The 26,901-nt window shown below is 70.0% G+C and carries 22 protein-coding genes and 1 pseudogene; 4 read left to right on the top strand and 19 right to left on the bottom strand.

The annotated features are described in order from the left end of the window. Positions 1 to 5: 5 nt before the first annotated feature. From ABD970_RS11940 to nudE, 9 genes are all read right to left on the bottom strand, one after another. The gene (locus ABD970_RS11940) at positions 6 to 743 is read right to left on the bottom strand and encodes a TerC family protein (protein WP_345295751.1); all 738 of its coding nucleotides are present in this window, start codon (positions 741 to 743) and stop codon (positions 6 to 8) included. A 61-nt stretch (positions 744 to 804) separates the two neighbouring features. Beyond that, complete coding sequence (locus tag ABD970_RS11935; RefSeq protein WP_345295750.1) at positions 805 to 1,188, bottom strand: diacylglycerol kinase; 384 nt, start codon at positions 1,186 to 1,188, stop codon at positions 805 to 807. Positions 1,189 to 1,407: 219 nt separating this feature from the next. Further along, positions 1,408 to 2,412 (bottom strand): isoaspartyl peptidase/L-asparaginase family protein, encoded by a 1,005-nt coding sequence (locus ABD970_RS11930; protein WP_345295749.1) that lies wholly within the window; start codon positions 2,410 to 2,412, stop codon positions 1,408 to 1,410. A 100-nt stretch (positions 2,413 to 2,512) separates the two neighbouring features. Then, a complete protein-coding gene (locus ABD970_RS11925) occupies positions 2,513 to 3,799 on the bottom strand; it encodes a sensor histidine kinase (protein ID WP_345295748.1) in 1,287 nt (428 codons plus the stop codon). Between the two features lie 15 nt (positions 3,800 to 3,814). Further along, positions 3,815 to 4,528 carry a response regulator transcription factor gene (locus ABD970_RS11920; protein ID WP_345295747.1) on the bottom strand — a complete coding sequence of 238 codons (714 nt, stop codon included), beginning with the start codon at positions 4,526 to 4,528 and terminating at the stop codon, positions 3,815 to 3,817. 272 nt (positions 4,529 to 4,800) lie between these two features. Next, a complete protein-coding gene (locus tag ABD970_RS11915; RefSeq protein WP_345295746.1) occupies positions 4,801 to 5,106 on the bottom strand; it encodes an Mpo1-like protein in 306 nt (101 codons plus the stop codon). Then, positions 5,103 to 5,930 (bottom strand): nucleoside triphosphate pyrophosphohydrolase, encoded by an 828-nt coding sequence (gene mazG / locus ABD970_RS11910; protein ID WP_345295745.1) that lies wholly within the window; start codon positions 5,928 to 5,930, stop codon positions 5,103 to 5,105. The genes ABD970_RS11915 and mazG overlap by 4 nt, the downstream gene beginning before the upstream one ends. Positions 5,931 to 6,224: 294 nt before the next feature. Continuing rightward, a complete protein-coding gene (gene cysQ / locus ABD970_RS11905) occupies positions 6,225 to 7,040 on the bottom strand; it encodes a 3'(2'),5'-bisphosphate nucleotidase CysQ (RefSeq protein WP_345295744.1) in 816 nt (271 codons plus the stop codon). Further along, complete coding sequence (gene nudE / locus ABD970_RS11900; RefSeq protein WP_425563109.1) at positions 7,024 to 7,584, bottom strand: ADP compounds hydrolase NudE; 561 nt, start codon at positions 7,582 to 7,584, stop codon at positions 7,024 to 7,026. The genes cysQ and nudE overlap by 17 nt, the downstream gene beginning before the upstream one ends. 53 nt (positions 7,585 to 7,637) lie before the next feature. On the opposite strand from nudE, the gene bioA reads away from it, so the two are divergent. Together bioA and ABD970_RS11890 are read left to right on the top strand one after the other, a co-directional pair. Beyond that, a complete protein-coding gene (gene bioA / locus ABD970_RS11895; protein ID WP_425563108.1) occupies positions 7,638 to 9,080 on the top strand; it encodes an adenosylmethionine--8-amino-7-oxononanoate transaminase in 1,443 nt (480 codons plus the stop codon). Next, entirely contained in the window at positions 9,071 to 9,808 is a 738-nt protein-coding gene (locus tag ABD970_RS11890; protein WP_345295742.1) for a 16S rRNA (uracil(1498)-N(3))-methyltransferase, read from the top strand. The genes bioA and ABD970_RS11890 overlap by 10 nt, the downstream gene beginning before the upstream one ends. 52 nt (positions 9,809 to 9,860) lie before the next feature. Here the strand turns inward: ABD970_RS11890 and ABD970_RS11885 are convergent, their stop codons facing one another. From ABD970_RS11885 to pilG, 7 genes and pseudogenes are all read right to left on the bottom strand, one after another. Then, positions 9,861 to 10,349: a chemotaxis protein CheW gene (locus ABD970_RS11885; RefSeq protein ID WP_345295741.1), complete on the bottom strand. Its 489-nt coding sequence runs from the start codon at positions 10,347 to 10,349 to the stop codon at positions 9,861 to 9,863. A gap of 42 nt (positions 10,350 to 10,391) precedes the next feature. Further along, entirely contained in the window at positions 10,392 to 11,591 is a 1,200-nt protein-coding gene (locus ABD970_RS11880) for a chemotaxis protein CheB (protein ID WP_345295740.1), read from the bottom strand. Next, positions 11,581 to 17,764: pseudogene (locus ABD970_RS11875) on the bottom strand (Hpt domain-containing protein). Before ABD970_RS11875 ends, ABD970_RS11880 begins: the two are co-directional and overlap by 11 nt. Positions 17,765 to 17,852: 88 nt before the next feature. Beyond that, positions 17,853 to 19,874, bottom strand: coding sequence for a methyl-accepting chemotaxis protein (locus tag ABD970_RS11870; RefSeq protein WP_345295739.1), 2,022 nt, complete (start codon positions 19,872 to 19,874; stop codon positions 17,853 to 17,855). 30 nt (positions 19,875 to 19,904) lie between these two features. Next, positions 19,905 to 20,453, bottom strand: coding sequence for a chemotaxis protein CheW (locus tag ABD970_RS11865; protein WP_345295817.1), 549 nt, complete (start codon positions 20,451 to 20,453; stop codon positions 19,905 to 19,907). 118 nt (positions 20,454 to 20,571) lie between these two features. Then, a complete protein-coding gene (locus tag ABD970_RS11860) occupies positions 20,572 to 20,937 on the bottom strand; it encodes a response regulator (protein WP_345295738.1) in 366 nt (121 codons plus the stop codon). Positions 20,938 to 20,957: 20 nt separating this feature from the next. Beyond that, a complete protein-coding gene (gene pilG / locus ABD970_RS11855) occupies positions 20,958 to 21,359 on the bottom strand; it encodes a twitching motility response regulator PilG (protein WP_345295737.1) in 402 nt (133 codons plus the stop codon). A gap of 182 nt (positions 21,360 to 21,541) precedes the next feature. Here pilG and gshB point away from each other — a divergent pair, with 182 nt between their 5' ends. Continuing rightward, positions 21,542 to 22,489, top strand: coding sequence for a glutathione synthase (gene gshB / locus ABD970_RS11850; protein WP_345295736.1), 948 nt, complete (start codon positions 21,542 to 21,544; stop codon positions 22,487 to 22,489). 121 nt (positions 22,490 to 22,610) lie between these two features. Next, positions 22,611 to 23,501: an energy transducer TonB gene (locus ABD970_RS11845; protein WP_425563107.1), complete on the top strand. Its 891-nt coding sequence runs from the start codon at positions 22,611 to 22,613 to the stop codon at positions 23,499 to 23,501. 75 nt (positions 23,502 to 23,576) lie between these two features. Here ABD970_RS11845 and tsaB read toward each other — a convergent pair whose 3' ends face one another. Genes tsaB through ABD970_RS11830 form a run of 3 tightly spaced genes read right to left on the bottom strand, consistent with a single transcriptional unit; the run spans position 23,577 to position 26,884 of the window. Beyond that, entirely contained in the window at positions 23,577 to 24,281 is a 705-nt protein-coding gene (gene tsaB / locus ABD970_RS11840; RefSeq protein ID WP_345295735.1) for a tRNA (adenosine(37)-N6)-threonylcarbamoyltransferase complex dimerization subunit type 1 TsaB, read from the bottom strand. Between the two features lie 9 nt (positions 24,282 to 24,290). Then, entirely contained in the window at positions 24,291 to 26,369 is a 2,079-nt protein-coding gene (yoaA, locus tag ABD970_RS11835) for a DNA repair helicase YoaA (protein ID WP_425563106.1), read from the bottom strand. Then, positions 26,366 to 26,884: a hypothetical protein gene (locus ABD970_RS11830; protein ID WP_345295734.1), complete on the bottom strand. Its 519-nt coding sequence runs from the start codon at positions 26,882 to 26,884 to the stop codon at positions 26,366 to 26,368. Before ABD970_RS11830 ends, yoaA begins: the two co-directional genes overlap by 4 nt. Positions 26,885 to 26,901 lie beyond the last annotated feature (17 nt).

The raw sequence follows: 26,901 nt of genomic DNA, 5'->3' as shown, positions 1-26,901 counted from the left end.
CCGGGTCAGACGACGGGAGGCAGTCCGCGCGCGCGGCGCTTGGCCCACAGGTTGAGGATTTCCACCATGGCCGAGAAGCCCATCGCGCCGTAGATGTATCCGCGCGGGATGTGCAGGTCGAAACCCTCGGCCATCAGGTAGGCGCCGATCAGCAGGATGAAGGCCAGCGCGAGCATCTTGATCGTCGGGTTGTTGTCGATGAACCGCCCCATCGGCTGCGCCGCCAGCAGCATGACCGCCACCGCGATCAGGATCGCGGCCACCATCACGGGCACGTAGTCACCGGCCATGCCGACCGCGGCGATCACCGAGTCGAGCGAAAACACGATGTCGATGACCGCGATCTGGACGATGACGAACGCGAACGAACTGGCCGCCTTGCCGGTGCCCGAGTCGTCGCCGTGGCCGCCCAGCACGAGCTGGCGGATTTCCAGGACGCCCTTGACGACCAGGAACAGCCCGCCAAGGATCAGGATCAGGTCGCGCACCGAGATTCCGTGCCCGAACAGCGCGAAAAGATCATCCGTCAGGCCCGCCAGCCATGCCAGGGTCAGCAACAGGAGGATCCGGGTGATGCAGGCCACCGCGATCCCGAACTTGCGGGCGAACTCCCTGCGTTCGGGCGGCAGGCCACTGACCGCGATGGAGATGAAGACCAGGTTGTCGATGCCCAGCACGACCTCGATCGTGCTCAGCGTCAGCAGCAGGATCCAGACCTGCGGGTCGGATAACATCTCGATCATTGCGTCCTCGTCCTAGTTCTCGTCCTAGCGCTCTTCGCCACTTCCGGCAGCGGCAGATCCATCATGTCCACCAGCGGGGGCCCAGGATCGCGCCCCAGACGAGCGCGGCATTGAGCATGGCGACCATCACCGCCGCCGATCCCATGTCCTTCGCACGTCCCGAGAGCACGTGGTGTTCGGCGCCGAAGCGCTCGATCACGGTCTCGATGGCGGAATTGACCAGCTCCACGCACAGTACCAGCAGCAATGCCCCCACCAGCAGCGCACGTTCCACGCCATTGCCGCCCAGCCACCAGCCTGCCGGTGCCATCACGAGGAACAGGCAGACCTCGAGGCGGAACGAGGATTCGTGCAGCCATGCGTCGCGCAACCCCTGGAGCGACCACCGCGTCGCCATCAGGATCCTCGCCGGTCGCCGCGGCAGGTGGCCGCGCTCGTCCGCCATCACGGACGCAACGCGCCCTGAAGTCGGCCCGCGGCACGGCCAGCGCCACCTGAACGAGGACCGTCGTTTCGGGACGTCGCAACAAGAGGGCGTGGAAGCAGCGGCAAGCGCGTCTCGGCGGGCGCGGCGATCGCCGCAGACCGGGATATTTTGCCACAAGCGCCACCGCCGCCGACGACCATTGCGCCCCGGCCTGGGCCGGGGGGCACGGAACAGGCGTCAGTCCGGGTCGCGGAAAATCGCGGTCCCGCGCGAGCCATCGGGCCTCACCCAGGCGCGGTACATCCCGGAGGTGTTGAAGGGCATGGCGATGTTGCCCTCGGCGTCGAGCGCGATCACGCCGCCGTCGCCGCCATGCGCGGGAACCACGTCCATGACCACCACCTCGGCGGCCTCCGCGAGCGTGGCGCCACCGTAGGCCATGCGTGCGCAGATGTCGTGCGCCACGGCATTGCGGATGAAGAATTCGCCCCATCCGGTCCCCGAGACGCCGCAACGCGCGTCCGCCCAGGTCCCCGCGCCGATGATCGGCGAATCCCCGATCCGCGCCCACTTCTTGTTGGTCATCCCGCCGGTCGAGGTCGCCGCGGCGATGTAGCCTTGCGCATCGAGTGCGACGGCGCCAACGGTGCCGAAATACGCGCCGTCGACCGTGGGAATGGCGTTGAGCGCCTGCGCGCTTTCCCGCGCGCGGGCCTGGTCCAGCTGCCGGCGACGGGCGTCGGTGTCGAACCAGGTGTTGCGGACGCGTTCGATGTCCTTGCGGGTATCGGCGAAGGCCTCCGCACCGGGGCCCGCCAGCATCACGTGCGGGGTGTGCTCCATCACCGCCCGCGCCAGCTGCAACGGGTGCCGCACCGTGGTGACGCCGGCCACCGCCCCGGCGCGCCGGGTGTGGCCCTCCATGACCGAGGCGTCGAGTTCATGCCCGCCCTCGGCGTTGAACACGGCGCCCTTTCCGGCATTGAACCGGGGGGAATCCTCGAGCACCGCGACCGCGGCCTGCACCGCGTCCAGTGCGCTCCCGCCCGAGGACAGCACGCCGTGGCCGGCATCGAGCGCGCGATCGAGGTCGGCGCGAATCGCGCGCTCGTCTTCGGCACTGAGCGCAGCGCGCTCGATCACCCCGGCGCCGCCGTGGATCACCAGCGCGGTGCGCGGTTCCTGGGCGCTCACGTCAACGGCGAAGGCGCCCAGCAGCAGCGGGAGGAGGAATCGATGCATGGGCAGGCTCCAGGGGACATGGTCGCAGGATACCGCCTGCGGGCATTGCCGCCAGGCGTTGCCGGCGGACCGACGGCCACGGCGGCCGGCAACCGTGGATTCACGCCAGGTGCTTCGTGAGGTCGATCGTCGCGGTGGTCCCTTCGCCCGGCGCGCTCTGCAAGGCGACCGGCCAGCCGAAGCGCTCCCCGAGCCGGTGCACGATCGACAGGCCCATGCCCTTGCCTCCGGCACCGAACTGGTCGGCGCGGTAGAACGGGTCGTAGACGCGTTGCAGGGTCTCGGCCGACATGCCGATCCCAGTGTCGGTTACCACCAGCCGGTCGGCTTGCACGCGCACTTCGATGCGGCCTTCCTCCGTGAAGTTGCAGGCATTGCTGAGCAGGTTGTCCAGCATCACCGAGAGCACCCGGGGCAGCGCCAGCAGCCGGGGCGACGCGTCGCAGACCACGTCGAGCTCCACCGGCTTGCCGTCCAGCAGCCGCCGGGCCTTCTCGGCGGACTCCCACGCCACCTCGCAGGCGTCGAACTCGTCCAGGGGCGCCGTGGCCTCCGCCTCGCGCGCCAGGATCAGGAAGGCATCGATCACCGCCTCCATGTCCTGTCCGGCCCGCTGCATGCGCTGCAGCGGCTTGCGCAATTTCTCTGGCGTGTCCGGATCGGCGCGCATCATGTCGGTGGCCACCCTGATCACCGTCAGGGGTGTCCGGAGTTCATGGCTGGCGTCGCGGGTGAATTCACGTTCGCGCTGCACGAATTGCCGGGTGCGCTCGGCCAGGTCGCGCAAGGCATTGCCCAGCTGCTGGACCTCGCGTCCCGGGTGTCCCGGCATGTGCCGCGCATCGATCGCATCGGTATCGGGCTCGCGCGGATCCCAGCTCGAGACTTCCTGCGCTAGCCAGTCGACGGGTGCCACCAGCCGCCTGGCGCTGCGGTAGGTCAGCCAACTGACGGCGGCGATCGCCAGCAAGGCCATCGCGATCGCGACCAGCCCGGCCCAGAACACCACCCGGTCCACCAGCGGGAACGACATGCTGACGTACAGCCGGCCTTGGGGCCGCTCGTCGATCAGCAATTTCACCCTGCCGGGCAGGTCGTGCAGGCCGGGTTCCAGCGGCAGGTACTCGGGAGGGACGCCTTCCCCGTTCGGTTCGGCCTCGCTGGGGACGAAGTATCCGTTGACGTTCGGGTTGCGCGGCAAGGGGAACTCCGGATGCCGCTCGATCACCGCCCAGTAACGGTCGGCCTCGTCCTGGACCCGGCCACCGATCAGCGCGTCCTTGACGAACATGCCGACGAAGTAGAAGCCGATGACGATGACAAAGCTCGCCATCACCGCCTGCAGGACAAAGACGTAGCGCAGCTTGCGCGGCAGACCCTCTGACATGGCCAGGCCGGGCCCTCAGGCCGGCGGCTGCTCGATGTCGGCGATCCGGTAGCCCGCGCTCTGCACGGTGTGCAGCAGGGGCTTGTCGAAGGGTTTGTCGATGGTCTTGCGCAGGTTGTACAGATGGCTGCGAAGGGTGTCCGAGTCGGGCAGGCTGTTGCCCCAGATCTCGCGCTCGATCTCCTGCCGGTTGACCACCCGCGGCGATTCCCGCATCAGGATCGTGAGCAGCTTCAAGCCGATCGGGGAGAGCTGCAGTTCCGTGCCGCCCCGCGTCGCGCGCAGGGACGCCGGATCGAGTACCAGGTCGGCGACCTTGAGCACTTCGGAACCGACCTGGCGGCGCTCGCGCCGAATCAGCGCCCGCAGGCGCGCCTCGAGTTCCTGGATCGCGAAGGGCTTGGTCAGGTAGTCGTCGGCACCCGACGACAGGCCTGTCAGCTTCTCGTCGAGCGTGTCGCGCGCCGTCAGCATCAGCACCGGCGTGGACTTGCGGGCCTCCTCGCGCAGGCGCTTGCAGACCTCGATCCCGTCCAGGCGGGGCAACATCAGGTCCAGCACCACCACGTCGTAGTTGTTCTCGGCGGCAAGCCGATAACCGTCGAGCCCGTCGGCGGCGTAATCGACCTCGAATCCCCGGCCCTCCAGGTATTCGCCCACCATTTCCGAAATGTTGCGGTTGTCCTCGACGATCAGGACGAGTCCGCCCGGTTCCTGCGATCCGCGCATGGGTGTTTCCTTCTCATGATGGATAGCGTCCCGGCAGGGACGGCTTCAGCTTTGTGAAAGGTGCCCGGGACGGGGTGGAGATCCCGTGAAGGCTCGGCGGCTCGGCGACCAGGTCGCCGGAAACGGGGCCACGCGTGTCCGGCCCGGTGACGCGCGCTCGAACGCCTGGCCGGTAGGAAAGCCACCCGCCACCCCCCTGCCATGTAGGCAAGGACATCGGGTTTCCGCAGGGCAGGGATCCTTTGCGCGGGCCGGCAAGCCCGTGCCTCGACTCAGAACCTGATCTTCCCCGTCAGCACGTCCTTCAGCATCACCCAGTCGCCGATAAAGGAGTACACCGGGTGCTTGAACGTCGCGGGCCGGTTTTTCTCGAAGAAGAAATGCCCGACCCAAGCAAAGCCGTATCCGCAGGCCAGTGCAGCCAGCAGCCACCAGGCATTGCGCTCGACGATGGCCACGCCGACCAGCGCCAGCACCCCCAGGCTGCCGACCACGTGCAACCGGCGCGACGTGCGATGGCTGTGCTCGGCCAGGTAGAACGGGTAGAACTCCCGGAAACTCGCGAAACGCCGGCTCATGGGGCCTCCCCGGACTTGGCGCGATCCCAGTATCGATCCTGCGCCTCGAGCGGGAGGTCGGCAAGCGAGACGCCGTCGTCCGCCGCCAGCCGCTCCATGGCCCGGAACCGGCGCTCGAACTTGGCGTTGGCCCCGCGCAGGGCGCTGCCGACGTCGATCCGCGCGTGGCGCGACAGGTTGGCCGCCACGAACAGCAGGTCGCCGATCTCGTCCTGCAACCGCCTGCGTACCGAAGGGTCGTCCGGCGACCGCTCCAGCGCGGCGAATTCCTCGCGCACTTCCTCGACCTCCTCGAGCAACTTCCCGAGCACCGGTTCGGGGCCCGGCCAATCGAAGCCGACCTTCGCCGCGCGATCCTGCAGCTTGACCGCGCGCAGCCATTCCGGCAGGCCGCGCGCGACGCCCGCCAGCGCCGAGGCCTCGTCGTCGCCGCCGACCTCCCGTTCCTGGCGCTTGATGGATTCCCAGCTGCGCGCGACCGCCACAGCGTCGTCGCGGTCCGCGTTGCCGAACACATGGGGGTGACGGCGGGTCATCTTCTCGCTGATCGCCTCGGCCACGTCCGCGAATCCGAAGGCCCCTTCCTCCTCGGCCAGGCGCGCATGGAAGACCACCTGGAGCAGCAGGTCTCCCAGCTCGTCGCGCAACGCATCCCGGTCGCCACGCTCGATGGCATCGGCCACCTCGTACGCTTCCTCGATCGTGTAGGGGGCGATCGTCGAGAAGTCCTGCTGCAGGTCCCAGGGGCAACCGCGCTCGGGGTCGCGCAACCGGGCCATGATCTGGAGCAGGCGCTGGAGGGGAGCGATGCTGTCGTCGGGCATGGGAAACCGTAGGCGGGAGACTGGACGAGCCTATCGCGTTTCGCCCGCACCACTGCAATCGCATGGCGCGCGGGATCGACCCGTTGCTCGCCGATGCGGGAATGCCGCGCGGTGTGTGCCTGGCGGCGTCGCCTGCACGCCATGGCCGGCGGCCGCAGGGACCGGCCATCGGCAGCGAGGGAGGCACGATGGACGAACGATGGCGTCTCCGCAAGACGCAGGCCTGCCCGTACGCCGCTCGTCGGCGTGGCGGCCCCTGCTTTTCGCCCGAAGCAGGCGCGCGGGGAGCGTCCGCTAGGCGCGCTCGCCCACCCACTTCCGCCAGGGCAGGGCGGGATCGCCCAGCGCGATGAAGTCGCCGTTCAAGAGCGTCTGACGCTGGTTGTAACGGAAGGGACGGCCCTGCTTGTCGAGCACGCAACCGCCGGCGGCCACCAGGATCGCCTGGCCGGCCGCGGTATCCCATTCGCTGGTCGGGCCGAAGCGCGGATAGACGTCCATGTCGCCCTGGGCCAGGCGGCAGAACTTGAGCGACGAACCCAGCCCGACCGGCTCGGTCTCGCCGATCCGCTGCATGAGCGCGGCCGTGGCCGGATCGAGGTGGGAGCGGCTTGCGGCGACGCGCAGTGGCCGACCCGGATTGGCCCGGGCCTGCAGCGGCACGTCGACATCGGGCGCCTCGCGATCGCGTCGATAGGCGCCCTGCCCGGGCGCGCCATGCCACAACGTGCCCGTGACGGGTGCCTGGATCACCCCGAACACCGGCACGCCGTCCTCGACCAGCGCGATGTTGACGGTGAATTCGCCGTTGCGCTTGACGAATTCGCGGGTGCCGTCGAGCGGATCCACGACCCACAGGCGCGTCCATCCCATGCGGACCTCGGCCGGCACCGTGTGCGCCGACTCCTCCGACAGCACCGGGACATCGGGCGTCAGCCGCCGCAGTCCGCCGATGATGCAATGGTGCGCGGCCAGGTCCGCCTCCGTCAGCGGGCTGGCGTCGTCCTTCCGCACCACGTCGAAGTCCTGCGCGTACACGCCGAGGATGGCGTCCGCGGCTTCGCGCGCAAGCGCGATGACGCCTTCGCGCAACTCAGCGTCGATCGCCATGGTGCGCCATCCAGTCGCGCGCGATGAACAGCGCGGCGATCGAACGCCCTTCGGAGAAGTCCTCGCGCAGGATCAGCTCGTGCAAGGCATCGAGCTTCCAGGGCACCACTTCCAGCTCCTCCGGCTCGTCGCCGGGCAATCGCTCCGGATACAGGTCGCGGGCCAGGACCACGTGGGTCTGGTGGCTCATGTACAGCGGCGCCTGGGTCAAGGAACGCAGGCGAACCAGGGATCGTGCGCCGTATCCCGCCTCTTCCTTCAGCTCCCGGTTCGCTGCCTGCTCGGGCGACTCGCCGGGATCGATGCGGCCCTTGACGAGGCCCAATTCGTAACGGTGCACCCCCGCGGCGTACTCGCGCACCAGCAGCACCGTGGATGCGTCCAGCATCGGCACCACGGCCACCGCCCCGGCGCCCTGCGCGCGCACGCGGTGGAACAGCCTGCGCTCGCCGTTGCCGAATTCCAGGTCGATGTCCTCGACCACCCGGTCCGGCGCCTCGTGTCGCGTATGCACGCCGTGGACGATGGGCAGGCCACGTTTCACCGCGCAGCTCCCACCGGCCTGCAGGCGGCTGGCGTGCAGGCAATAATGTCGGGATGGACGAAGGACATGACGCTGCCATGATAAGCGACGCCCAGCGCTGGCGCGCGCGCGACCTGGCCGTGCTCTGGCACCCGTGCACGCAGATGCGCGAACACGATGCGGACGAGTCGCTCGCGGCGTTGCCGCTGTTGCCCGTGGCGCGCGCGGAAGGCGCCTGGCTGGTCGGCCACGACGGCTCGCGCACCCTGGATGCGGTCAGCAGCTGGTGGACCAACCTGCACGGCCACGCGGAACCGCGCATCGCCGAGGCGATCGCCAGGCAGGCGCGTACGCTCGAGCACGTGATCCTGGCCGGCTGCTCGCATCCGCCCGCGGTGGAACTGGCCGAACGCCTGCTGGCGCTGTCGCCCACCCAGGCCGGCCGGGCGCCGCTGGCCAAGGTGTTCTACGCCGACAACGGCTCGGCGGGCGTCGAAGTGGCGCTGAAGATGGCCTTCCACTGGCACCGCAATCGCGGCGACGAACCACGCCGCACGAGGTTCGTGGCGCTGGAGAACGGGTACCACGGCGAGACCCTCGGCGCCCTCTCGGTGGGCGACATCCCCCTGTACCGGCGCACCTACGCCCCGCTGCTGGCCGAAGCGCTGTTCGCGCCCTCGCCCGATGCCTACCTTGCGCGCGACGGCCAGGACGCGGCCGACTGCGCAGAGGACGCCGCCGACGCGCTGGCGCGGCTGTTCGACGACCATCCGGGCGAAATCTGCGCGCTGATCCTCGAGCCACGCGTCCAGTGCGCCGGTGGCATGCGCATGCACCATCCCGTCTACCTGCGGCGCGCCCGCGAGCTCTGCGACGTCCACGGCGTATTCCTCATCGCCGACGAGATCGCGGTGGGTTTCGGCCGCACCGGCACCCTGTTCGCCTGCGAGCAGGCGCCTGGCGACGCGCGCGCAGGCGGCACCGGTATCCAGCCCGACTTCCTGTGCCTGTCCAAGGGATTGACCGGAGGCTTCCTGCCCCTGGCGGCGGTGCTGACGACGCAAGCGGTGTACGACGGCTTCCTGGACGACTCCCGCGAACGCGCCTTCCTCCATTCGCACAGCTACACCGGGAACCCGCTGGCCTGCGCGGCGGCGCTCGCGTCGCTGGACATCTTCGACACCGACGCGGTCCTGGCCCGCAATCGCGGGACGGCGCGCCGGATGGCGGCGCTCGCGGCGCCAATGGGAGATCTGCCGCACGTCGCCGACGTGCGCCAGGCAGGCATGATCGTCGCGTTCGAGCTCAGCCGCGACGGCGATCGGCGCACGCCGCTTGACCCCGGCCTGCGCGCGGGCTTGCGTGCCTACCGCTGCGCGCTGGAACGCGGCGTGTTGTTGCGACCGCTCGGCGACGTCCTGTACTGGATGCCGCCCTACTGCATCGACGACGCCGAACTCGACCTGCTGGCCGAGACCACGCGCGCAGCGATCCTGGCGGCGACGCGATGCGCGTGACCCGCGTTCACGTCGACTGGCCGCTGGCCGTCGGCGGCGGCATCGTGCTGCCGGAGGACGCCGCCGCCCACCTGCTGCGCGTGCTGCGGCTCGGCGTCGGCGACGCGTGCGTGCTGTTCAACGGCGACGGCCACGATTACGACGCCCGCATCACCGCCACCGGCAAGCGCAGCGCCGAAGCCGAGATCGTCGCCGCGCGAGAGATCCGCAACGAGTCGCCCCTGCGCATCGAGTTGCTGCAAGGCGTGGCCCGGGGCGAGAAGATGGACTGGATCCTGCAGAAGGCGACCGAACTGGGGGCGTCGGCCTTCGTGCCGGTCGACAGCGAGCGCAGCGAGGTGAAGCTCGCCGGGGATCGGGCGGAGAAGCGGCTTGCGCATTGGCGTCGCGTGGTGGTCGCCGCCTGCGAGCAGTCCGGGCGCGCACGCGTCCCGGCGATCGAGGCACCGGCACCACTGGCCGATGCGGTGGCGCGGCTCGATGGCCACGGCTGCCGCCTCATCCTGGATCCCTTGGCGGAGGGCGGCATCGAAGCCCTCGGCCCGCCGCCGGGCGGACGCTGCGTGGTCGCCATCGGACCGGAAGGCGGGTGGTCCCCACGCGACCGCGCCGTCCTGGCGGGGGCCGGCTTCAGGGGCATGCGCCTGGGTCCGCGCATCCTGCGGACCGAGACCGCGGGCATCGCCGCGATCGCGGCATTGCAGGTGCGATTCGGAGACCTTGGCTGAGGCTTCGGGTCCGGCGCCGCCACGGCGGGCGATGCGGCGCCTCCGACCAGGGTCAGGCTGCGGCCGCCATCGCTTCCCGGATGGAATCCTCGATCGCCCCGATATCCGGCACCAGCGCCGGGTCGTCCTTGAGCAGGACTTGCATCTGCACGCCGTCGGGGAGCGGGTCTTGGGATTCCTCCCGCGCCAATGCATCCCGGGACACGGTCACCAGCCGCGGGAATCCCTGGGTCAGCAGGGCGAAGTGCGGCATCTTGTCGTCTCCACCCAGCGCCTTCAGGATCACCACCTTGCTGCCCAGGCCGCCCTGCTCGTCCGCCAGCCCGCTCAGGCGCGCGAACGACACCAACGGCAGCATCCAGCCACGCCAGCGGATGCGGCCAAGCAGCCAGGCCGGCGCATCGGCGATCGGCTCGGGGTCGGCGAACGAAAGGACCTCGGAAATACTGGCGTTGGGCAGCAGCAGGCGCGCGCCCTCGACCTGGATGAGGACGCCACGGATATCCTGGCTGGCGGTGCTGGTTTCGCTACGAGTGGACATGCGGATCCCGATTCGGTGTTTCCCGGAGTGGTGCCGGAGGCATCAGGTCGTCCAGCGCGCGGCGAGCAGCTGCGCCAGGTCGCCCAGGGCGCAGGCGTCGCCACCCCGCTCGACCAGGGCGGCGGCGGCGGTGGGCTCGTAGCAGTCGCTGGCGGGCTGCGCGGCGACCAACGCACCCTGGCCACCGTGCTCCAGGACCCCATCGACCAGGGCGGGGTCGCTGCCGCTGAGCAGGACCAGGGCCGAATCCGCTGCTGCCAGGTGGCGATACAGCTCGGCGGCGGGCGCGGAGGACTCCGCGAACCGCAAGGCCCCCGGCTCGCTTTCCATGCCCATGTTCGGCGCCAGGAAGTAGACGTTCCCCGGTTCCAGCGCCTGGCCTGGTTCGGCAAGCAGGACGGGCATGGAGGAGGCCTTCGCCATCTGCTGGGCAAGCCGGTCGTAGCGTCCACCGTCGAGTTGGAGCCGGACCAGCACCGGGCGCGGGAACCCTTGCGGCAGCGCCGACAGCAGTTGCCGGACGGCATCCGGCCCGCCGATCCCGCCCTCGAGGACGACGGCGCCCCGCGCTGCATCGGCACCAGGGTCCGGCGCGTCCCCGGGCGCATCGTCCTGGTCGTCGACCAGGGAGAGGTTCGCGAACATCGCCTTCAGGTCATCGCCGTCGTCCGCGTCGGCTTGTGCGTCGCCGTCGTTGCCCGGCGAGCCCGCCTCCGGTGCCGCGTCACCGCCAGGCTCGGCATCGTAGGGCCCGAGGTAGTCGTCGTCGCGGGGAACGTCCGCGGCGAGTTCGAGGGCCTCACCCTCGAACAGGGCGGCATCGAGCTCCCCCGGCTCGACCCGCGCCTGCAGCGGACCGGGCGTGGGGTGCATGTCGTCGTCGGCCTCGCCCCCTGGAGGCAGGACGTCGTCTCGTCCGTGCAACTTGGCCGAAAGGTGGCGCGTCCAGCGCGCGGCATCCCAGCCTTCCCGTTGCGCAGCGACGTCGGCCTCGTCGAACAGGACGGTGACGGCCGGATCGGAGAACAGCGCTTCATAGGCATCGAGCGCGTTCTCGATCGCCGGCTCCAGCGCGACCAGCACCACCCTCGGCGCGAGCCCCCGGACTTGTTCGGGATCGGTTTCCGACGGATCGGCGGCAAGTACGACCTCGGCGCCCGCCGCGTCCAGGGCGGAGGCCAGGCGCGTGCGGGCTTCGCCAGGCCGCGCGAGCAGGACGGCGCGGGTGGCGTCAGCCGTCATGCCGTTCCAGCTTCAGCAGGTCGTAGACGTTGCGCACCAGTTCGTTCTCCTGGTAGGGCTTGCCCAGGTAGCGTTCGACGCCGAGCTCGAAGGCACGCTGGCGATGCTTCTCGCCGGTGCGCGACGTGATCATGATGATCGGGACGTTGCGCAGCCTCGCGTCCGCCTTCATGTGTGTCGCCAGCTCGTAGCCATCCATGCGCGGCATCTCGATGTCCAGCAGCATCAGGTCGGGCACGCGCTCGTTCATGTGCTCGAGGGCGTCGATGCCGTCCTTCGCGGTGGCGACCTCGAAGTTGTGGCGCTCGAGCACGCGACCGCTGACCTTGCGCATGGTGACCGAGTCGTCGACCACCATGACCAGCGGCACCGCGCGCTTCTCGGCCACGGGCTCCGGCACGTAGTCGTGCGGGCGAGTCGCCTGGCGGCGCACGAGCGGCGCGACGTCCAGGATCACGACCACGCGGCCGTCGCCCATGATCGTCGCGCCGAAGATGCCGGGGATCGACGCGACCTGCGGCCCCACCGGCTTGACCACGATTTCGCGGTTGCCGAGGATCTGGTCCACGGCCACCGCCGCGCGCAGGTCGCCGGAGCGGATCAGCAGCAGCGGCATCTGCAGCTGGCCCTCGGCGCGTGCCGGGGCGTGGCTGACCAGCCCGCCGAGATCGTGCACGGCGTAGTCCTCGCCGCCGTACTCGTAGCTCGCGCCAGGCGCCTGCCAGGCGTCGCGATCGATGCGGCCGACGCCCCGTACCGATGCGATCGGCACGGCGAAGCTCGTCTCGCCGATCCGCACGAACACGGCCTGGGTGACCGCCAGGGTCTGCGGCAGGCGCAGGGTGAAGGTCGTGCCCTGCCCGCGCTCGGTCGAGATGTCCAGGGTACCGCCGAGCTGGCGGACCTCGCTGGCCACGACGTCCATGCCAACGCCGCGGCCCGCCAGGCGGCTGACCTCCTCGGCGGTCGAGAAGCCCGGCTCGAAGATGAGCATGTCCAGGTCGCTGTCCCCGAGGACGGCGTCCGCGCGGACCAGGCCGCGCTGTTCCGCGCGACGGCGGATCGCGGCACGGTCCAGGCCGGCGCCGTCGTCGCTGACCTCCAGCACGACTTCCGATCCTTCGCGCCGCACCGCGATGCGGACCTCGCCCTCGGCACCCTTGCCTGCCTTGCGGCGTTCGTCCGGCGATTCGAGGCCATGCGCCACCGCATTGCGGAGCATGTGCTCCAGCGGAGCGGTCATGCGTTCGAGCACGTTGCGATCCAGCTCGCCCTGGGCGCCGTCGAGCTTGAGCTGGACATCCTTGCCCGTCTCGGCGGACGCCTGGCGGACGATGCGGCGCAGTCGCGGCACCAGGGCGTCGAAGGGCACCATGCGCGTGCGCATGAGGCCTTCCTGCAGGTCCGAACTCACGCGCGACTGCTGCAGCAGGAGGGTTTCGTACTGCCGGGTCAGGTCGTCCAGCGTTCCCTGCAGGCTGGCCATGTCGGCCGCGGACTCGCCCAGCGCGCGGGAAAGTTGCTGGAGGGTCGAGAAGCGGTCGAGCTCGAGCGGGTCGAACGTGGCGTCTGCCGTCTCCTGCTCGCGCTGGTAACGGGCGATGATCTGCGCTTCGGTCTCGATGTCCAGGCGGCGGAGCTGGTCGCGCAGGCGCGCGTTGGTCTGCTCCATCTCGTCCATGGCTCCGCGGAACGCGCCGAGCTGCTGCTCGAGGCGGGCACGGTAGATCGCGACCTCGCCGGCGTAGTTGACCAGGCGGTCGAGCAGGTCGGCGCGGATGCGAACCTGTTCCTGCGGGGCGCGCACGCCGATGTCGTCCTCGTCCGCGTCGAACTGCTCGCCCATCGGCGCGGACAGCGGCTTGAGTTCGACCTTCGGCGCGGGCATGCGCGTCGGCATGTCCTCCCGGGCGTCGCCGGCGGGAATCGCCTTGCCGCGTGCACGGGCATCGAAGGCATCGACGAGCGCCTGCGAGGCGCTGATCGCCTTCCGTTCCCCGGCGCGCGTGACCATTGCGTGCAGGCGGTCGAAGCCGCGCTCCAGCATGGGGATGCCGTCCCTGCCCAACTCGCCACGCTGTTCGACCACGGACTCGAGCAGCGATTCCATGGCATGCCCGAGCTCGCCGATCGGCAGGATGCCGGCCATGCGGGCGCCGCCCTTGATCGTGTGCAGGTCGCGTTGCAGGCCCACCAGGGCTTCACGGTCGCTAGGCGAGTCGCGCAACTGCGCGAGCAGGCCGTCGGAGTGGTCGAGCAGGTCGCTGCTTTCCTCGACGAAGATGTCGATGAGCTCCGGATCCAGGCCGGTGAGGTCCAGCGCCTCGTCGGGATCCTCGTCGATCGCCCGGGCGAGCAAGGCAGCCACCGCAGGGTCCGGCGGGCTGCGTTCGGCTTCAAGGCGTTCGGCTTCGAGGCGTTGAGCTTCGGCACGCTCGGTTTCGACCCGTTCGGCTTCGACGCGTTCCGCTTCCAGACGCTCGGATTGCGCGCGTTCGGCTTCGGCCCGTTCGGCTTCGGCCCGTTCGGCTTCGGCCCGTTCGGCTTCGGCCCGTTCGGCTTCGGCCCGTTCGGCTTCGGCACGTTCGGCTTCGGCGCGTTCGGCTTCGGCGCGTTCCGCTTCAAGACGTTCGGCTTCTGCCCGTTCGGCTTCGGCGCNCACGTTCGGCTTCGGCACGTTCGGCTTCGGCGCGTTCAACTGCGAGGCGCTCGGCTTCCACGCGATCGGCGTCCGCTTGCTCGGCTTCGGTGCGTTCGGCTTCGGCCCGTTCGGCTTCGGCCCGTTCGGCTTCGGCCCGTTCGGCTTCGGCCCGTTCGGCTTCGGCCCGTTCGGCTTCGGCACGTTCGGCTTCGGCACGTTCGGCTTCGGCACGTTCGGCTTCGGCGCGTTCGGCTTCGGCGCGTTCCGCTTCAAGACGTTCGGCTTCTGCCCGTTCGGCTTCGGCGCGTTCCGCTTCAAGACGTTCGGCTTCGATACGTTCGGCTTCGATACGTTCGGCTTCGATACGTTCGGCTTCGATACGTTCGGCTTCGATACGTTCGGCTTCGATGCGTTCGGCTTCGATACGTTCGGCTTCGATACGCTCGGCGTCAATACGCTCGGCTTCGGCACGCTCGGCTTCGAGGCGGTCCGCCTCAGCAGCTTGGACTTCGGCAGGGTCCACATCGGGGCTGCCGTCCTGGGGCAGATCGACGCTCACCGCCCCCGGCAGTCGTTCCACTGCCGAGGTATCGGCGAACGCCGCCAAATCGAGGTCGGTGATCTCCTCCGGCGCATCGGTTTCCGCGCCTACGGCCTCGTCGATGAAGCCTTGCAGCGGGAATACGGTCACTTCGGGCAGCGTGTCGCGCAGCTCGTTCAGCCGCTCGGCCAGCGCCCCGCACCTCGGGACATGCGGATCCGCCGCCTGCAGGCCGGTCACCGCGCCGCGCACGACCAAGGCAAGCTCGCCCAGCGCGGCGATCCCCTGGGGGGTCGCCGCCGCCTTGGCGGCCATGAGGCGCTTGACGTAGCTCTCCGCGGGCGCGATCACCGCGCCGATCTCCGGCACTTCGGTCATCGCGAACGCGCCGTTCATCGTATGGATCGCACGCACCAGCTCGTCCGTGGCGACGGCCTCGCCACCGGAGGCAGCCTCGCTCGTCCAGGCATCGACCGTCTGCAGGTGGCCGGTGATCTCGACTTCGAGGATTTCCAGCAGCAACGCGTCCACCGATGCCGGCACGGTATCGACGACTGCGTCGGCGCCGTCCTTTTGCGCTGCATCGGCAGCGGGCGCTTCAAGCGCGGCATCGTCCCCGGCCGTCTCGACCGGCTGCGCTGCATCGACGTCCGCGGTGCCGAGCGTCGGGATGGCCTCGGGCATGGTCTCGTCGCCCTGGGCGATCCGATCGGCGCAGGCTTCCATCGCCGCCAGGTCCGCAATGACCTTGCCCTCGCCGCGAAGCGCGGATTCGAGTTGCGGAAGCGTATAGAACGCCTGGTCGACCATCGCCACGACCGCCGGGCTCGCCGCGCGGGAACCATCGAGCACGCGGTTGAGCATGCTTTCGATCTTCCAGCTGAATTCGCCCAGGGTGCGCGCGCCCACCAGGCGGCCGCTGCCCTTCAGCGTATGGAAGACCCGTCGGATCGGCCGCAGGCGCTCGAAGTTGTCCGGCTCGGCGCGCCAGAGCGGAAGCAGCTGGTCGAGGTTGTCGATCTCCTCGGCGAGTTCCTCCAGGAAGACCTCGCGGATTTCGTCGTCGATCTCGTCGCCGGTGACCTCGAAACCACCGGACTGTTCGCCTGCCGCCGCCACCGGCGGTGCAGCCTTCTCCACGGACGCAGTCGACGGCGATTCGTGCTCGGGCCGCTCCGGCTCACCGGCGTGCTCGCGGCCGCGATCGATCAGCGACGCGACCGCCTGCGCGACGTCGGCGTCGACATCGAGGGTGTCTTCCTCGTCGCCTGCCTGCGGCGCCGGCGTGAACGAGCGCGACGCTTCCGGCAAGGGCCAGTAGCCCAGGGACTCGAGGCTGTTGCGGGCGACGTCCAGGATGTCTTCTCGGTTGCCGCGACTGTCGCACAACGCCTCGAGGTAGTATTCGAGGCTGGCCAGGGCATCGGCGAAGGTATCGAGCTGCCGGCCGTTGGGAACGCGCTTGCGGCCGAGCAGTTCGGATTCGGTGTACAGGCGAACGGCGGTGAGGTAGGCCGATGGTTGCTCGAACTCGAGCATCTTCAGCGCGCCACTGACCTCTTCCAGCAACCGGGGCACTTCGGCCAGCTCGCGATGGTCCCAGCTGGTCTCGACGAAGGCCACGAACGCCTGGCGGGCGTCGGCGAAGTTGGCGATCGCCTCCCGGACGATCACCTCGAGGAGCTTCTGCGATTCCGAGGCGGCGAGCGTCGCTTCGTCGGTCTGCGCGTCGTCGCCGCTTCCCAAGTGGGCGACCTGGTCGTCGAGCGTGGCATCCACGTACAGGAGCGCGCCGGCGATGTCGAGCAACGCGCCTTCGTCCGCGGCCACGCTGCCCTCGACGATCCCGTGCAGCGCGTCGCGCTGGGACTGGATCACCGTCCGCGCCACGCCCAGTCCGAGCATGCCCAGCGTGTCCGCCACGCGCTCGAGGGACTCGACCTGCGGCTGGAGCTGGGCGACATCGGTCTCGCTTGTGCGCAGGTGGAGGTCGAGCGAATCCTTGATCCGCAGCAGGTCCTCCTTGATCGCCGCCGCGACCGTGTCCAGCAACGCGCGGTTGCGCCCGGTCAGGCTGCCCTGCGCGTGGACGATTTCCGATTCGCTCGGCTGCTGCTTGTCCAGCTCGAAGGTCTCGCGCAATTCGCGCAGGACGGGGTGCCTGTCCTCGCTGTGCGTGACGTGGTAGAGCAACTGGCGCGTGGGCTCCAGCGTGGCCTCGGCGCGCGACAGCCCGGGGTCCTCGTCGGTGAACATCCGGCGCGCCTCGCGCTCCACGCTGGCGAACGCCTGGCGCAGGCCTTCGCCCGCCACCAGCGCGCCATCGCGCAGCGCTTCGGCCACGGAAGCGGCGACCCAGAGCATGCGGCGCGCCGGCTCGCTCGAGGCATGCGGCAACAAGGACTCGAGCGCGGCGTGCAGCGCGGCTGCGTCCGCCGGGGCGCCGTCTTCGGGCCAGGCGGACATCGCCGACCGGAGGCTGGCGACCGCGCCGGACGGGGCGTCACCTGCTGCCGGCGTGCCGCCCGCCACCGAGTCCGGCAGGGAGCGTTGCAGGTCCGGCGAGAACAGCACGCCCTCGCTGAGGCCGGCGCTGCCCCGGGCGGCGCGCAATTCGTTGAGCAGGGGCAACAGGACGATCGGGATGTCCTTGTGCCCGCTCTGCAGGCGCTCCAGGTAGTCGGGCAACAGCACCACACCCCGCATCAGGGTGGCGCACGCCGTGTCCCGGTCCTGCACTTCGCCTTCCTGCAGCGCCTGCGCCAGCCGCTCCATTTCCTCGGCCACCATCGCCGGCGCGTAGAGCTCGACCATGCGCAGGGTGCCCTGCACCTGGTGCAGGTAGGCGGCGCACAGGCGCATGCGCGCCCCGTCGCCGGGATCCTCGGCGAAGCCCTCGATCTCGATCCGCGCCTGGCGCAGGGTTTCGTCGAGCTCCGGCTTGACCCAGCCCAGCGTGGTGTAGTCGATCGCTTCGCGCAACGCGGTCATCGTCCGCCATCCTCAGGCAAGGCGGATCCGCACGGCGCGGCGTCGCGGTGAAAGTCCATGGTACTCATCGAGCGCGCGTGTCCCCGCCTCAGGCCGGCAGCTTGAAGTCGGCGACCGAGCGTCGCAGGTCGGCGGCCAGCTGCGCGAGGTTTCCGATCGACTCGGCGGTCTGGTTTGCGCCTTGCGAGGTCTGCGCGGTGATCGACTGGATCGTATGCATGGTCTCGGTGATGTTGCTCGCCGCGGTGGACTGCTGCTGCGACGCGCTGGAAATGCCTTCGATGAGCGACGCCAGGTTGGTAGACACGCTTTCGATCTCGCCAAGTGCGGTACCCGCGTCCTCGGCCAGGCGCGCACCGGCCACCACCTCGGACGTCGTCTGCTCCATCGAGCTGACGGCCTCGTTGGTATCGGCCTGGATGGTCTCGACCAGCGTCTCGATGCGCTTGGTCGCGTTCGATGCGCGCTCGGCCAGTCGCTGCACTTCGTCGGCCACGACCGCGAACCCTCGGCCCGCCTCGCCGGCGGACGCCGCCTGGATGGCTGCGTTCAGCGCCAGGATGTTGGTCTGCTCGGAGATGTCGTTGATCAGTTCGACGATCGAGCCGATTTCCTGCGACGACTCGCCCAGGCGCTTGATGCGCTTGGAGGTTTCCTGGATCTGGTCGCGGATCGAGTCCATGCCGGCGATCGTCTGGCGCACAACGCCCGCGCCGCTGGTGGCGATCTGCACCGAGCGCTGCGCCACCTCGGCCGACTCGGCCGAGTTGCGCGACACCTGGTTGATGCTGGCCGCCATCTCGTTGATGCGGTCGGAAGCAGAGTTGATCTCCTGCGCCTGGTGCTCGGCGGCCTCGGCCAGGTGCATCGCGGTGGCCTGGGTTTCCTGCGCGCTGGAGGCGACCTGCACCGAGGTGTCGGTGATCGTCTGCACCAGGGTGCGCAGCTGCTCGACGGCGAAGTTGATGGAGTCCGCGATCGCGCCGGTCATGTCCTCGGTCACGGTCGCCTTCACGGTCAGGTCGCCTTCGGCGAGCGAACCCATCTCGTCCAGCAGGCGCATGATCGCCTCCTGGTTGCGGTTGTTGAGTTCGAGCGTGGTCTCGTAGCGCTCGCGCTGCTGGCGATTGAGGGCCCAGAGCAGGCCGACGATGGCGAGCAACGCCACGAGTCCCGACAGGATGCTGACCCAGATGTTGCCCAGCACGCTGGTGTCCTTGAGCGAACCGAATGCGGTGAACGCCTGGAACAGCGATTCGCTGTCGGCGAGCAGCTTGTCGGACCCGGCGGTCAGCGCGGCCGCTGCGGACTGCGCGCGGAACAGGTTCTGCGAGCTGGCCAGGATGGCGTCGAGGTCCTTCTTCATCTCCACCCAGAGCGCGTTGGCCTGGCCGAGCGCCGAAAGCGCGGCGGCGTTGGTCAGCGGCTGCACGTTCATGGCGTCGTCGCCCGAACGCAGGCCGGTCAGCACCTGCTCGAACACGCGGGCATCGCGCGCCAGCGCGTCGCCTGCCAGCTGGGCGCCTTCGCCGCCGGCCTGGATCTCGGTGACGCGGCGCGCCATGGTCGACGCCAGCACCACTTCGCGCAGCGCGATGTAGATCTGCGAGGACGGAGAACCGCTGGCCGACATCGCGCGCACCACCTCGTCGAGCTGGGCCTGCAGCTGCGGGACGCGCCCGGTGAAGCTGTTGGCGTTGCCGGCGAAGGCCCGCACCGCGGCCTCGCTGGCGATTACCTGCTCTGCGCTCGCGGACAGCGGCACCCAGGTCTCGGTTACGGTATCAATCGGACCGGCGACGCCGGCCGTGTCGCCGAAGTTGTTGTTGAGCTTGATGATGTCTGCATCGATGCGCGCCTTGGTCGCCTTGAAGGCTTCGAACGCCTCGGCATCGCCCGCGACGGCTTCCCGGCCCTGGTTGGCGAGGCGCTGCGAATCCACCTGCAAGCTCGAGGCCGCCGTGCTGGCTCCGCCGAGTCGCGCCCCTTTCCACAACGTGTAGCCGGTGTTCGCGGCGAAGACCAGGAGTGCAATACCCAGGACAATCAGCCAGAAGTTGGTGCCCATGTTGCGGGCCTTGCCGGTAAGGGTCTCGATTTCAGTGCTCATGGTCTTCCTCGGTGCTGCATGTGGCGGCCGTCAGGCCGCGGCTTGTCTGAATTCGGGGGTGCGCGCCAACCGGTCGAGGCTGAAGACGCCCCAGGGGTGGTCGGCCAGGCGGAAGGTGCGGTCGACGAAGTGCGCGTAGCGTCCCTCCGTCAGTGCGGCGCCCGACGGATCGTCCGCCGGCAATTGCTGTTCCTCGACGAAGCTGCGCTGGCCGTAGAGCTCGTCGATGGTCACCGCCACGTCGCCGCCGGGCTGGCGCACGATCAGCACGCGTTGGCTTTCGTGCAGCACCGTGCGCTCGCCTTCAAGGAACTGCTTGAGGTCGACCACGGGCAGCAGGTTGCCGCGGATGTTGGCGACGCCGATCATCCAGGGATGCGCGCCGGGGACGGGCGTGACGGGAGGCATCGGCAGGATCTCGACGACTTCGTCGAACCCCGAGGCCAGCCTCCGGCTGCCGAGGCGGTAACCCACGCCGCGCCACAGGCCCGGCGCGTCGATCTGCTCCGGCAGGCCCGCCACGTGGGCCAGGCTGCGGCGTTCGTAATCGGCCAGGACCTCGAACGGATCCGTCGGCACCGCGCCCGGACGGGAAGCGCCGGCACTCGCCGCCTTCGCCCCGTCCGCGGCGCCCGCCGGGGGGGCACCTGCGTTGGCTGGACCCGGCTTGGCGTGGTGCTTGCGCTTCTTTCCCATCTCAGTCGCCGAGCAGCGCGTTGATGCGCCCGATGAGCTCGCTCTCCACCGGCGGCTTGACGATGTAGTCCTTGGCGCCCTGGCGCAGGCCCCAGGCGCGATCGGTCTCCATGCCCTTGGTGCTCACGATGAGGACCGGGATGGCCTTCGTCGCATCGTCCCGCGACAGGGCACGCGTGGCCTGGAAGCCGTTCATGCCCGGCAGGATGACGTCCATCAGGACCAGGTCGGGCGATTCGCGCTTGCAGACCTCGATGCCGTCCTCCGCGTTCGCCGAGGCCATGACCTCGTGCCCGTTGCGTTCCAGCAACTGCGTCAGGACCGCGGTGTCGGTCGGAGAATCCTCGATCAACAGGATGCGTGCCATTGGTTTGTACTGCCCCCCGGTCAGTTGTTGACGTGCTTGCGGATCGCGTCGAGCAGCTCGTCGCGGGTAAATGGTTTGGTGACGTATTGCTCGGACCCCACGATGCGGCCACGCGCCTTGTCGAACAGGCCGTCCTTGGACGACAGCATGATGACCGGCGTCTGCTTGAACAGCTGGTTGTTCTTGATCAGCGCACAGGTCTGGTAGCCATCCAGGCGCGGCATCATGATGTCGACGAAGATGATCTGCGGTCGCTGGTCGGCGATCTTGGCCAGGGCCTCGAAGCCGTCGGTCGCGGTGGTGACCTCGGCGCCCTCCCGCTTGAGCAGGGTCTCGGCCGTGCGCCGGATCGTCTTGGAATCGTCGATCACCATGACTCGCAGGCCATCCAGGCTGCCGGCGCGGTTTTCGTCTTGCGTCATCTTCTCTCCCCGGTGAGCAACGCCTGTACGCTGCATGCGTCGCTGCAAGCCGTCTTATATCCCAGCCCGCCGCCGCAGTGTCAAGTTTCCATGAAGTGTTCTGTGCAAACCATCGGAATCCATCGAATCTTGCGTGCTTACCAGCTGATAACATTTGTCACTAACTGCCGTGGATGGATCGCATGACGCTCAACGTCGTCGTCGTGATGGACCCGATCGGGTCGATCCGGATTTCCAAGGATTCGACCTTTGCCATGCTCCTGGAGGCCCAGAGGCGCGGCCACCCCCTCCATTACGTGGTTCCGGGTGGACTGTCGATGCGCGACGGCCATGCCTTCGCGAACATCGCCCCGCTCTCGGTCCGGGACGATCCGGCTTGCTGGTACGAACTGGGACAGGCGTCACAGCGTGCGCTAGCCACGGGCGACCTGGTGCTGATGCGGCGGGACCCGCCGGTGGATGCGTCCTACCTGCACGACACCCAGATCCTCGGCGCCGCCCAGCGGGCCGGCGCCCTGGTCGTCAACGACCCTCAGGGCCTGCGCGACCTCAACGAGAAGCTCGCGGCCCTGGAATTCCCGCAGTGCTGCCCGCCGACCCTGGTGAGCCGCGATGCGGCGGCACTCAAGGCTTTCGTCGCCCAGCACGGCGACACGGTGCTCAAGCCGCTGGACGGGATGGGCGGGCGCTCGATCTTCCGCACGCATGCCGGCGATTCGAACCTGAACGTGATCCTGGAAACCCTGACCGGCAACGGCCGCGAGCTGGCGATGGCCCAGCGCTACCTCCCGGAGATCGCCACGGGCGACAAGCGCATCCTGCTGGTCGACGGCGTGCCGGTGGACTATTGCCTGGCCCGGGTCCCGCAGGGCGACGACTTCCGCGGCAACCTCGCCGTCGGCGGGCGTGGCGAAGGGCGGCCGCTGACCGAGCGCGACCGCTGGATCGCCGCGCAGGTCGGGCCGGAAATGCGGCGGCGTGGCATGCGTTTCGTCGGCCTGGACGTCATCGGCGACTGGCTGACCGAAGTCAACGTCACCAGCCCGACCTGCATCCGCGAACTGGACGCGCAATTCGGCCTCAACATCGCCGGCATGCTGTTCGACGCGATCGAATCGTCGCAGGGATGATCGCCCCCGCGGCCCGTCCGCCAGCGCGCTGCCCCGGCACGAAGCCGCGCGCGGATCGAACGTCGCGCCGGCGCGCGGACCGGACGGCCGCCCCGGTGCCGCCCCCCGGATATCGCGCGCCATGAACGCGCTGGCCGCCCTCCCCCGGAAGCACTCAGGGCCGACCATCGGCGACAACGACCGGCTCGGCGCCACGTTCGCCCTGTCGTTGCTGCTGCACGGCATGCTGGTGCTGGGGGTCGGGTTCGCGATCGAGGACGCCGCACCGGTGCTGCCGACGCTGGACGTGATCCTGACCCGGACGCAGAGCCCACTGACGCAAGGGCAGGCGGATTTCCTCGCGCAGGCCAGCAACCAGGGCGGCGGCGAGCACGACAAGACCAGCCGCCCGAGCGACCCCTTGTCGGGGCAGTCCGCGCAAGCCGAGGGGGGGGTGGCGCCGCGGCCGCTGCGCGCGCAATCGCCTGCGCCGCAAGCGCCGCCGCAGGCACGCGTGGTCAGCAGCCCGCGCGCGCAGGTGCAGGCGCCGATCCCGGAGGCCACGACGCAACCCGAGCCAATTCCGCGTCCGCCCGGGCCGGAAAAAATCGAGCGCGACCTGGCCATGGCGCGGCTGGCGGCGGAGATCCACCTGCGCTCCGAGCGCTACGCCAAGCGCCCGAAGCGCAAGTTCGTCTCGGCCAGCACGCAGGAATACGCCTACGCCGGCTACCTCCGCGAGTGGGTGGACCGGGTCGAGCGGGTCGGCAACCTCAACTATCCTGACGAGGCCCGCCGTCGGCGGCTGGCCGGCACGCTGGTGATCAGCGTCGCCATCCGCCGCGACGGCACCGTGGAACGCGCCGAAGTCATCCAGCCCAGCGGCATCCGCCTGCTGGACGACGCCGCCCTGCGCATCGCCAGGCTCGCCGAACCCTATCCGCCCCTGCCGCGGACGGGGGACGACATCGACATCCTGCATGTCACCCGGACCTGGAACTTCCTGCCCGGCGGCGAGCTGGTGGACGACTGAGCCCCACGGGGCAGTTCTGGCCGCGGAAAGGCGCGTTGGCGAAGGCAATCGCTGCGCGGGCGACGGAGGTTCCGGCTAGCTGCGCTCGCGCTGCTGCCGCTGTTCCCTGAGGGTCAAGGCGACGTTGTCGCGCAGGTAGGCCGGCTCCGCGCGCTCGGGCGCGACCGCTTCGCCGCGCGCGTGGGCCGCGACCGCGAGTCGCGCCACGGCGGAGGCATGCGGCAGCGCGCCGGCATCGACCGATCCCAGCCGCCCCGCGAGCCGCGCCTGCAACGCGGCGTCCTGCGCGGCGAACCCGGTGCCCACGCCGAGCCAGCCATCGCCGTCGGGCAATTCCGCTTCCGCCGGCACGACCACGCATTCGCGGCCGAGCGACTCGACGCCGCCGCCAGCGGCACGGAACGCGCCCAGGTAGACCTCCCCCATGCGCGCGTCGATGGCGGCGAGGATGCGGCTGCCCGATTCCGCCGGCGCGGCGTGCATCGCCAGGGCCGCCAGCGTCGACACGGGCACCACGGGGCGGTCCAGCGCGAGTGCGATGCCCTGCGCGATCGAGATGCCCAGGCGCACGCCGGTGAACGCGCCCGGGCCCCGGCCGACGGCGACTGCATCGAGCGCCGAGCGGGCCAGCCCCGCGTCGGCCAGCAAGTCTTCCGCCCAGGGCAGGGCCAGTTCGGCGTGCCGGCGCGGCGCGACGTCGAAGCGCTCGCGCACCTCGCCATCCACCCACAAGGCGACGGAACAGGCTTCGGTCGCCGTTTCGAACGCGAGCAGTTTCATCGCGACAGTCTATCCATTGCCGGCAGCCGGCTGGCGGCGGAAGAATCCTTCCACGTCGGCCACGTCGCGGGTGACGGGCAGCGGCGGCAAGGAGTCCAGGAACAGCTTGCCGTAGGACTTGCCGAGCAGGCGCGGATCGCACAGCACCAGCACGCCGCGGTCGGTCTCGCTGCGGATCAGCCGGCCGACGCCCTGCTTGAGCGCGATCACCGCCTGCGGCAGCTGCTCGTCGCGGAAGGGGTTGCCGCCCGAGCGGCGGATGGCGTCGAGGCGGGCTTCGAACACCGGGTCGTCCGGGGCGGCGAACGGCAGTTTGTCGATGACGACCACGCTCAGCGCATCGCCGGCGACATCGACGCCTTCGCGGAAGCTGGCCGCGCCGAGCAGGACCCCGTTCCCCGACTCGCGGAACTGCTGCAACAGCAGGTGGCGCGGTGCCTCGCCCTGCACGAACAGGGGCCAGGGGCCGTCGCGCAACAGCGCAGCCGCCTCGCGCAACGCGCGATGCGAGGCGAACAGCACGAAGGCGCGCCCACCCGAGGCGTGCAGCACCGGCAGCAGCGCTTCGGTCACCGCCGCCGTGTAGTCGCCGGCACCGGGCTGGGGCAGGCCCCTGGGCAGATAGCACAGCGCTTGGTGCGGCCAGCGGAAGGGACTGGGCACCAGCAGCGTTTGCGGATCGTCCAGGCCCAGGCGTTGGCTTAGGTGGCCGAAGCGCCCGTCCACCGCCAGCGTCGCGGAGGTGAAGATCCAAGCCGCCCGCGAACGCTCGCGGTGCGCGCGCAGCGGCGCGGACACGTCCAGCGGCGTGCGCTGCAGGCGGAAACCGCGCGGCGAGAGCTCGTACCAGGACACGTCGTCGGCGTGGACGTGGCTGGAAACGGGGTCAGGGTCAGTTTCCGACCAAGGGCCATCGGAGGGCGATGGATCCGGATCGGAAACTGACCCTGACCCTTTTTCCTGCTCCAACCTGTCCGACCCCAGCCAACGCCCCAGCCGGGCATGCTGGTCGCGCGCTCGCGCCACGCAGGCCTCGAAGCCGGGCGAGGCCTCGCGCAGCGGTGCAAGCGCCTGGATGAATCGCGACAGCGCTTCCGACAACCCGTCGATCGCGTCGCAAGCGCCCGCATCCTGCAGCAACCGGAACCGGGTGCCCCGCGCGGGCAGCCCTTCCAGCGCAGCGCGCAGCGCGCGCGTTGCGTGCTCCAGCCGGCGCGCCGGCTCCTGCACCACCGCCAGCGCGCCATCGACGTCCTTGCATTCGCCCAGGGCGTCGCGCCCGAGCTCGGCGAGCGGGCGCGCGGACAGCCCTTCCCCGAAGAATTGCGCGGCAAGCTCGGGCAGCTGGTGCGCCTCGTCGACCACGAAGGCCTGCGCGCCGGGCAGGATCTCCCCGAATCCCTCCTCCTTCAGCGCCAGGTCGGCGAGCAGCAGGTGGTGGTTGACGACGACGATGTCGGCCCCTTGCGCCCGCTGCCGGGCCTGCACCACGAAGCAGTCGTCCCAGAACGGGCACTCGCTGCCCAGGCAGTTCTCGGCGGTGGAGGTGACCATCGGCAGCAGCGGCGAATCCTCGGGCAGGGCCTCGAGTTCGGCCATGTCGCCCATGCGCGTGCGGCCGCCCCACGCGACCACGCGCTGGAACTGCTCGGCCTGCGCGGGCGAAGCGAACGCCGTTTCGCCCCGGGCACGCTCCAGCCGATAGCGGCACAGGTAGTTGGCGCGTCCCTTGAGCAGCGCGGTCCTGACCCCGGTGCCCAGCGCGTCGCGCACCCGGGGCAGGTCGCGATGGTAGAGCTGGTCCTGCAGCGCCCGGGTGCCGGTGGAGATGATCGTCTTCAGCCCCGACAGCAGCGCCGGTACCAGGTACGCGAAGGTCTTCCCCGTGCCGGTCCCTGCTTCGGCCAGCAGGACGCTGCCTGCATCGAACGCCCCGGCCACGGCCGCTGTGAATGCCTGCTGCGACGGTCGCGGCGTGAACCCCGGCACCTGCCGGGCGAGCGCGCCGCCATCAGCCAGCGCCGCACGGCTGCGCGCGGCGAGGTCGCCTTCCTCCAGGGGCACGTCGGCGGCGCCGCGCTCGATCAATAGCGCGGCGGCGGAGCGAGCTTGCAGGCTTCGATCCTCGCCTTGGCGTCGGCCGCGCCGGCCGCATCGGCGGCCAGCAGCCGGACCTTCTCGATCGTCGCCCAATGGCGGCGGCACAGCGGTCCGACCTGCGCGCCCAGCGAGTGGGCGCGTTCGGCCAAGGCGCCCGCGATCGCCGGGTCGCCTTCGAGCAGGGCGACTTCGGCGCGTTCCTGCAGCAAGGCAGGATCGTCCGGCACGATTTCGATCGCGCGGTCGAGCGCGGCACCGGCGTCGGCATGGCGGCGCTGGGCCTCCAGGCGCTGGGCCTCCTCGCGCAGGTCCTCGACCATCGGATCGCGCAACGGCTGGACCGCCAGCTCGCCTTCGCCGTCGCCCGCGCTGGCGCGGATGGAGGCGACCATCTGCTCCGGCGTCTCCGTGGCCAGGGACGGGCGCTGCGGCGACGCAGGCTCGGGCGCGCTGGCGCACGCGGCAAGACCGGCGAGCACCAGGACACAGATCGATCGCGACATGGCGGGCATGGCGGGCA

The sequence above is a fragment of the Luteimonas vadosa genome, assembly GCF_039543545.1.
Lineage (GTDB): Bacteria > Pseudomonadota > Gammaproteobacteria > Xanthomonadales > Xanthomonadaceae > Luteimonas > Luteimonas vadosa.
The sequence above is the reverse complement of the archived record's forward strand: the minus strand, read 5'-3'. Positions and strand labels throughout refer to the sequence as shown.

What these genes read in the sequence shown, in the direction of transcription:
- ABD970_RS11940 (WP_345295751.1), bottom strand. Translation starts at nt 743, where the DNA reads ATGATCGAGATGTTATCCGACCCGCAGGTCTGGATCCTGCTGCTGACG.
- ABD970_RS11935 (WP_345295750.1), bottom strand. Translation starts at nt 1,188, where the DNA reads ATGGCGGACGAGCGCGGCCACCTGCCGCGGCGACCGGCGAGGATCCTG.
- ABD970_RS11930 (WP_345295749.1), bottom strand. Translation starts at nt 2,412, where the DNA reads ATGCATCGATTCCTCCTCCCGCTGCTGCTGGGCGCCTTCGCCGTTGAC.
- ABD970_RS11925 (WP_345295748.1), bottom strand. Translation starts at nt 3,799, where the DNA reads ATGTCAGAGGGTCTGCCGCGCAAGCTGCGCTACGTCTTTGTCCTGCAG.
- ABD970_RS11920 (WP_345295747.1), bottom strand. Translation starts at nt 4,528, where the DNA reads ATGCGCGGATCGCAGGAACCGGGCGGACTCGTCCTGATCGTCGAGGAC.
- ABD970_RS11915 (WP_345295746.1), bottom strand. Translation starts at nt 5,106, where the DNA reads ATGAGCCGGCGTTTCGCGAGTTTCCGGGAGTTCTACCCGTTCTACCTG.
- mazG (WP_345295745.1), bottom strand. Translation starts at nt 5,930, where the DNA reads ATGCCCGACGACAGCATCGCTCCCCTCCAGCGCCTGCTCCAGATCATG.
- cysQ (WP_345295744.1), bottom strand. Translation starts at nt 7,040, where the DNA reads ATGGCGATCGACGCTGAGTTGCGCGAAGGCGTCATCGCGCTTGCGCGC.
- bioA (WP_425563108.1), top strand. Translation starts at nt 7,638, where the DNA reads ATGGACGAAGGACATGACGCTGCCATGATAAGCGACGCCCAGCGCTGG.
- ABD970_RS11890 (WP_345295742.1), top strand. Translation starts at nt 9,071, where the DNA reads ATGCGCGTGACCCGCGTTCACGTCGACTGGCCGCTGGCCGTCGGCGGC.
- ABD970_RS11885 (WP_345295741.1), bottom strand. Translation starts at nt 10,349, where the DNA reads ATGTCCACTCGTAGCGAAACCAGCACCGCCAGCCAGGATATCCGTGGC.
- ABD970_RS11880 (WP_345295740.1), bottom strand. Translation starts at nt 11,591, where the DNA reads ATGACGGCTGACGCCACCCGCGCCGTCCTGCTCGCGCGGCCTGGCGAA.
- ABD970_RS11870 (WP_345295739.1), bottom strand. Translation starts at nt 19,874, where the DNA reads ATGAGCACTGAAATCGAGACCCTTACCGGCAAGGCCCGCAACATGGGC.
- ABD970_RS11860 (WP_345295738.1), bottom strand. Translation starts at nt 20,937, where the DNA reads ATGGCACGCATCCTGTTGATCGAGGATTCTCCGACCGACACCGCGGTC.
- pilG (WP_345295737.1), bottom strand. Translation starts at nt 21,359, where the DNA reads ATGACGCAAGACGAAAACCGCGCCGGCAGCCTGGATGGCCTGCGAGTC.
- gshB (WP_345295736.1), top strand. Translation starts at nt 21,542, where the DNA reads ATGACGCTCAACGTCGTCGTCGTGATGGACCCGATCGGGTCGATCCGG.
- ABD970_RS11845 (WP_425563107.1), top strand. Translation starts at nt 22,611, where the DNA reads ATGAACGCGCTGGCCGCCCTCCCCCGGAAGCACTCAGGGCCGACCATC.
- tsaB (WP_345295735.1), bottom strand. Translation starts at nt 24,281, where the DNA reads ATGAAACTGCTCGCGTTCGAAACGGCGACCGAAGCCTGTTCCGTCGCC.
- ABD970_RS11830 (WP_345295734.1), bottom strand. Translation starts at nt 26,884, where the DNA reads ATGTCGCGATCGATCTGTGTCCTGGTGCTCGCCGGTCTTGCCGCGTGC.